The organism is Paraburkholderia sp. (assembly GCF_026225065.1).
Lineage (GTDB): Bacteria > Pseudomonadota > Gammaproteobacteria > Burkholderiales > Burkholderiaceae > Paraburkholderia.
Map to the genome: position 1 here is coordinate 1 of NZ_JAMFSB010000387.1, position 5,257 is coordinate 5,257.

The 5,257-nt window shown below is 62.3% G+C and carries 6 protein-coding genes and 1 pseudogene; 6 read left to right on the forward strand and 1 reads right to left on the reverse strand.

Going from position 1 to position 5,257, the window contains the following annotated elements:
• A pseudogene (locus M0954_RS27060) lies at positions 1-259 on the forward strand (type II secretion system protein GspE); the annotation flags it as partial.
• Position 260: 1 nt separating this feature from the next.
• The gene (gene gspF / locus M0954_RS27065) at positions 261-1,478 is read left to right on the forward strand and encodes a type II secretion system inner membrane protein GspF (protein WP_297356541.1); all 1,218 of its coding nucleotides are present in this window, start codon (positions 261-263) and stop codon (positions 1,476-1,478) included.
• Between the two features lie 16 nt (positions 1,479-1,494).
• On the opposite strand, the gene M0954_RS27070 is transcribed toward gspF, so the two are convergent.
• Complete coding sequence (locus tag M0954_RS27070; protein ID WP_297356543.1) at positions 1,495-2,031, reverse strand: general secretion pathway protein GspC; 537 nt, start codon at positions 2,029-2,031, stop codon at positions 1,495-1,497.
• Positions 2,032-2,079: 48 nt separating this feature from the next.
• Here M0954_RS27070 and gspG point away from each other — a divergent pair, with 48 nt between their 5' ends.
• The 4 genes from gspG to gspM are packed head-to-tail and all read left to right on the forward strand — an operon-like array spanning position 2,080 to position 4,954.
• Positions 2,080-2,535, forward strand: coding sequence for a type II secretion system major pseudopilin GspG (gene gspG / locus M0954_RS27075; RefSeq protein ID WP_297356549.1), 456 nt, complete (start codon positions 2,080-2,082; stop codon positions 2,533-2,535).
• Complete coding sequence (locus tag M0954_RS27080) at positions 2,510-3,019, forward strand: GspH/FimT family pseudopilin (protein ID WP_297356551.1); 510 nt, start codon at positions 2,510-2,512, stop codon at positions 3,017-3,019. The genes gspG and M0954_RS27080 overlap by 26 nt, the downstream gene beginning before the upstream one ends.
• 22 nt (positions 3,020-3,041) lie before the next feature.
• Entirely contained in the window at positions 3,042-4,475 is a 1,434-nt protein-coding gene (gene gspL, locus M0954_RS27085; RefSeq protein ID WP_297356545.1) for a type II secretion system protein GspL, read from the forward strand.
• Complete coding sequence (gspM, locus tag M0954_RS27090; RefSeq protein WP_297356547.1) at positions 4,472-4,954, forward strand: type II secretion system protein M; 483 nt, start codon at positions 4,472-4,474, stop codon at positions 4,952-4,954. Before gspL ends, gspM begins: the two co-directional genes overlap by 4 nt.
• Positions 4,955-5,257 lie beyond the last annotated feature (303 nt).

The following is a 5,257-nucleotide window of genomic DNA, read 5'->3' on the forward strand; positions in this document are numbered from 1 at the left end:
AGATGGTCGTACGCAATGGCATCCGGTTGGCTGCGAGAAATGCGGTCATTCGGGCTATACGGGGCGGCGTGGCGTCTATGAACTGCTGCTGGTGGACGAGGCGCTCAGCCCGCTGATTCACCGCAATGCCGCCGACGCCGACATTCTTGCGGCCGGCCGCGCGGCCGGAATGCGGACCTTACGCGAAGACGCAAACCGGTGGCTCGCCTCGGGCCTAACCTCACTCGAAGAAGTCCTGCGTGTGACTGGCGGAGAATGACATGCCTGCTTTCCGGTATGAAGCGATCAATGCCGCAGGCAAGACGCTGAAGGGCGTGCTCGATGCAGATAGCGCGCGGGCCGGACGCGGTCAGCTGCGCACGCAGGGCCTCACGCCGCTCGTCGTCGAGCCGGCTTCGACACGTATGCGCGGCGAGCGCAACCAGCGTCTATCAATGGGACGACGCCTGTCGCAGCGCGAGCAGGCGATTCTCACGCGTCAACTGGCGAGCCTGCTGATCGCGGGCCTGCCGCTTGACGAGACGCTGACGGTGCTGACCGACCAGTCCGAGCGCGATTACGTTCGCGAACTGATGGCGTCGATCCGGGCTGAGGTGGTAGGCGGTCATTCATTCGCTAACGCACTCACCCAGCATCCACGCGATTTTCCAGAGATTTACCGCGCATTGGTGGCCGCCGGCGAGCATACGGGCAAGCTCGGCATCGTGCTCTCGCGGTTAGCCGACTACATCGAACAGAGCAATGCCCTCAGGCAAAAGATTCTGCTTGCGTTCACGTACCCGGCCGTCGTGACCTGCATCGCATTCTGTATCGTGACGTTCCTGTTGAGCTATGTGGTACCGCAGGTCGTCAACGTATTTTCGAGTACCAAACAGCAACTGCCTTTCCTGACCATCGTGATGATGGCGCTATCGGATTTCGTGCGGCACTGGTGGTGGGCCGCGCTCATTGCGCTCGTGAGCCTGATCTGGCTCGTGCGTCAGATTCTCAGCCAGACCGGCCCGCGGCTTGCGTTCGATAGATGGATACTGACGGCGCCTCTATTTGGCAAGCTCGTCCGCGGCTACAACACGGTGCGCTTTGCGAGCACGCTCGGCATCCTGACGGCGGCCGGCGTACCGATCCTGCGCGCGTTGCAGGCGGCAGCCGATACGCTCAGCAACAACGCGATGCGCGTCAATATCGACGACGCAATCGTGCGCGTGCGCGAAGGCATGTCGCTGTCACGCGCTCTAGGCAATACGAAGACCTTCCCACCAGTGCTGGTGCACCTGATCCGATCCGGCGAAGCGACGGGGGATGTGACCACGATGCTCGATCGCGCATCGGACGGGGAGTCGCGCGAGCTGGAGCGTCGCACCATGTTCCTAACGAGCCTGCTCGAACCGCTGCTGATTCTGGCGATGGGAGGTGTGGTGCTGGTAATCGTGCTGGCGGTGATGATGCCGATCATCGAACTGAACAACCTGGTTCAGTGACTTGAACGCTCGCGTTTCACCGCATGAATACGCTCGGGTTTTGCGGTGCGGGCATTGTGATTTCGCGTTGCAGGCCGTTGCGCTCGACGATGATCGAGTGTGCGCGGACCTCGGTGAGCGTGGTGGCATCGGTGACGGTGCCGTTTATCGGAACGACGTGTGCCGGGTCACCGCCAACGCTGATGACAGCCGCGGCGTGGTGTGCATCGAAGGCGAGGATCCCCAGCAGTTGTACCGCGTCGTGCTGTCCGCGATCGCCCTGCGCACCGAAGAGCGTCGCGCCCGCGGCTGTATCGATGGACGTTGGCAGCGCGGGGCGCGCAACGCCTGCGGGAGGCGGCGCGTGGAAAATCCGCACCCACAAGGCCACGATGGCGATGAACAGCACAACGGCCGCGACAGTGGCCAGCACGTTGGGACGCGGAAGGAACTGTGGGTAAGAGCGGAGCGAGAGCATGGTGCGGGGCCGGTTGGACGAGCGTGAGTTGATCCGTGTCGGGGCATTGTCCGGCGTCGTCTGCCGGACTGTATAGAGGACAAGGCGCAGGGACATAGTCTCATTTTTAGACAGAAAGGTGAACTAATGATGACTGATTCGAGCATGCCGTTTGCACGTCGCTCCAGCTATCGAGCAAGGCGTCCTTTGCAACGAGGCTTCACGCTCATCGAGATCATGGTGGTGATCGCGATTCTCGGCATTCTTGCCGCGCTGATCGTGCCAAAAATAATGAGTCGTCCTGACCAGGCGAGACGGGTGGCTGCGAGCCAGGACATCGGTACGATCATGCAGGCACTCAATCTGTACCGGCTCGACAACGGACAGTATCCGACCCAGGACCAGGGACTGCAGGCGCTTATCCAGAAGCCGTCGACGGACCCGGTTCCGAACAACTGGAAGGACGGTGGCTACGTCGAGCGCCTGCCAAACGATCCGTGGGGCAATGCGTACCAGTATCTGAATCCTGGCGTACATGGTGCGATCGACGTTTTCAGCTACGGTGCGGACGGCAAGCCGGGTGGAGAGGGCAATGATGCAGACATTGGTTCATGGCAATGACGGCGGGCCTCGCCGGTCCGATGGCCGGCAGCGTGGCTTCACGCTGCTCGAAATGCTGGTGGTGCTGCTGATCGCCGGCTTGCTGATCGCGGTCACGGCGCTCGCACCGACGCGAAACCGTCGCACCGATCTGAACGAGGAGGCCCAGCGCCTCGCCACGATGCTCGAGTCCGCAGACGACGAAGCGCAGATCCGTTCGGCTTCGATTGCCTGGCAACCGGTCGATGGCGGCTACATGTTCTACCAGCGTACCGAGAGCGGCGCGTGGCGTCCGCTCGTCGACGACCTGCTCAAGCCGTACCGCTGGGGCGCGGCGGTGACGGGGATAGCGATCCGCTATAGCGGCAGCGGGGACGCCGTCTCGCGCGTAGTGTTCGGCGATGAGAGCATAAACGTTCCGGTGACGGTGACGCTTAGTTCCGGTAGTGCGAGTCTGGACGTGGTGAGCACGGGCGTGGGCAATTTTGCGGTGCAACGGCCATGATCGATCGGACCGGGGGGCGCGCATGTCGAATCTGATCGTGCTGCTGTCGTCGAGCGACGTACTGGGGCCGGCCGGCTGGGACGCGACGCGGCTGCCATTCACATTGCTCGGACGGAATGGCGAAACGCTGCAAACTGGGCAGGCGCTTTTTGATTCGCTACCCCAGGGTGATGCGACGGTGCTGGTCGTGGCGGCGCGCGACACGCTGCTGCTCAATGCGAAGCTGCCGCCGGTCAGCGGGCCGCGCCTGCAACGTGTTTTGCCGAACGTGGTCGAAGAGCATCTCATCCGGGACTCGCAGGGATGCCACATCGCAATCGATCCATCGCCGCTCGATTCGGGCGAGCGATGTCTCGCAGTGGTGGACCGCGAATGGTTCGCAGCCGTCCTCGATCGCTTCTCGCGGGCCGGTCATCGACGGCTGCGGGCGGTGCCGCTGACCCATTGCATTCCACTGCAGCAGGAAGGTTTCCCGCAGCGGGCCGGCGAAGTATCGACGGAGTTGCCCGCAGAGGAGAGCGGTGTCAGCCCAGTTGCAGATATGCAGGAGAGTGGTCCTGATATCGTGAGTGCATCGTTGTCCGATGCGTTCGCAAGTGTGCTGATTGTGCGTCGCGATCGGGTTGACGAGGCGATGGAGAATCACGGCGACTGGATCGAACTGGCGATCCGGCAGGGTGTGCTGGGGTTTGGCATGAGCGTGAACGCGGCGAAGCTGGATGTGACGCTTGCCGAACTCGCACAGCGTCAGCCATTAATGGTCTATTCGCTGGAGATCGAGGCGACTTCCAGGGCACGTAGCGAACCTGGCACCGGAGCGGATGACGAGGCAACTCCCCGTACGGATGGCGTGTTCCATCCCAAGGGAAGGGGTGTCGCCTGGGTAGAGCGCCGGCTGGCATTCGCGACTGTGGCAACAGCAGCGCTCGCATGCCGCTTCGATCTGTGCCAGTTCGATCTGGCGCATGCTGGACGGAACCGGCCTGGCGTCGAGGGGTTGAAGCCTTGGTGCGTGGCGCTTGGTTTCGTCGGTGCGTCTCTGGTGTTGTCGATCGTCGCGCTGAACGTGCAGTGGTTCGAACTACGTCATCGCCGCGATGCGCTCAACGCACAGATGACCGCGCTGGTCAAAAGTGCTTTCCCCGAAACGACAGTAGTTCTCGATCCGCACGCGCAGATGGCGTCGCAACTGGCACGTCTCGCCCAGAGTACAGGTGAGTTGCGTGGTGACGATTTTCTTGTTCTGACGGCCGAACTCGCTCGTGCGTTGGGGCCGATTCCTTCCGCGTCGCTTGCCGAGCTGCACTACAGCGAAGGCTCCGTGGAGGTGACGTTCAAGACCGGCACGGAGATCGATGAGGACGGGTTGAAGCGCCGCCTGGCGGCGAATGCTCTGTCGGTCCAGGAGGATAACGGAAAATGGCTGCTCAAATCCGCGCAATCACGGCCTCAATGACCGAATGGTTTGAGGCACGCGCGCCGCGCGAAAAGCAACTGCTTATTGTAGGCGGAGCGCTCGCAGTCGTGGCGATTGTGTACAACCTGTTGTGGGCACCCGCCTGGGACGGATGTATCCAGATCAAGGCAAGCCTGCCCCTGCTCGAAGTGCAACTGGCCGACATACAGATGCAGGTCGATCAGGTGCGCCGGTTGAAAGGCGCGGCAGCAGTGCGGGCGCCTTCGGGCATCGCGCTGCGCGACGCACTTGCTGCGTCGCTCGTACAGGCGGGCATCCCGGAACCGCAGGTCACGACGTTAGGCAAAGGTGTCCAGGTCGATGCGAAGAACGCGCCGTTCGGCGCATGGATGACTTGGCTCGACAGTGTGCGGCGCGACGATCATGTACGCGTGGTGAATGCGCACGTCAGCGCGGATGCGAAGGTGGGACAGGCCACCGTCTCGGCAACCTTGCAGCCCACGTCCGAGCAGCGCTGAGGCTCGTTGCATGCGCTAACCGGCAGGTATTACGCACATCAGTCGGCCTCAGTAGTCGGGCTTGCAGAACGGCGTGAAGCCAGACGTGGTGCGGGAATGGGCGTGAGCAAGGGGTTGCAAAACTCCCAGAATCGATATTGAATTGGCATATCTTCTGGGAGTTGAGAACTGCCGATGAGCACGCCCGATTTCTTCCGCAGCCGCCTGGACGCGATGATCGATTTGCGTCACCCGCTCGCCGTACTGGCTAACCGGATGCCATGGTCGTCGATCGAAGCGACGTTGACGCCGATGTTCGAGCGC

Excerpts from the sequence above, each read along its gene's own strand:
- gspF (WP_297356541.1), top strand. The coding sequence starts at position 261 with ATGCCTGCTTTCCGGTATGAAGCGATCAATGCCGCAGGCAAGACGCTG.
- M0954_RS27070 (WP_297356543.1), bottom strand. The coding sequence starts at position 2,031 with ATGTCCCTGCGCCTTGTCCTCTATACAGTCCGGCAGACGACGCCGGAC.
- gspG (WP_297356549.1), top strand. The coding sequence starts at position 2,080 with ATGCCGTTTGCACGTCGCTCCAGCTATCGAGCAAGGCGTCCTTTGCAA.
- M0954_RS27080 (WP_297356551.1), top strand. The coding sequence starts at position 2,510 with ATGCAGACATTGGTTCATGGCAATGACGGCGGGCCTCGCCGGTCCGAT.
- gspL (WP_297356545.1), top strand. The coding sequence starts at position 3,042 with ATGTCGAATCTGATCGTGCTGCTGTCGTCGAGCGACGTACTGGGGCCG.
- gspM (WP_297356547.1), top strand. The coding sequence starts at position 4,472 with ATGACCGAATGGTTTGAGGCACGCGCGCCGCGCGAAAAGCAACTGCTT.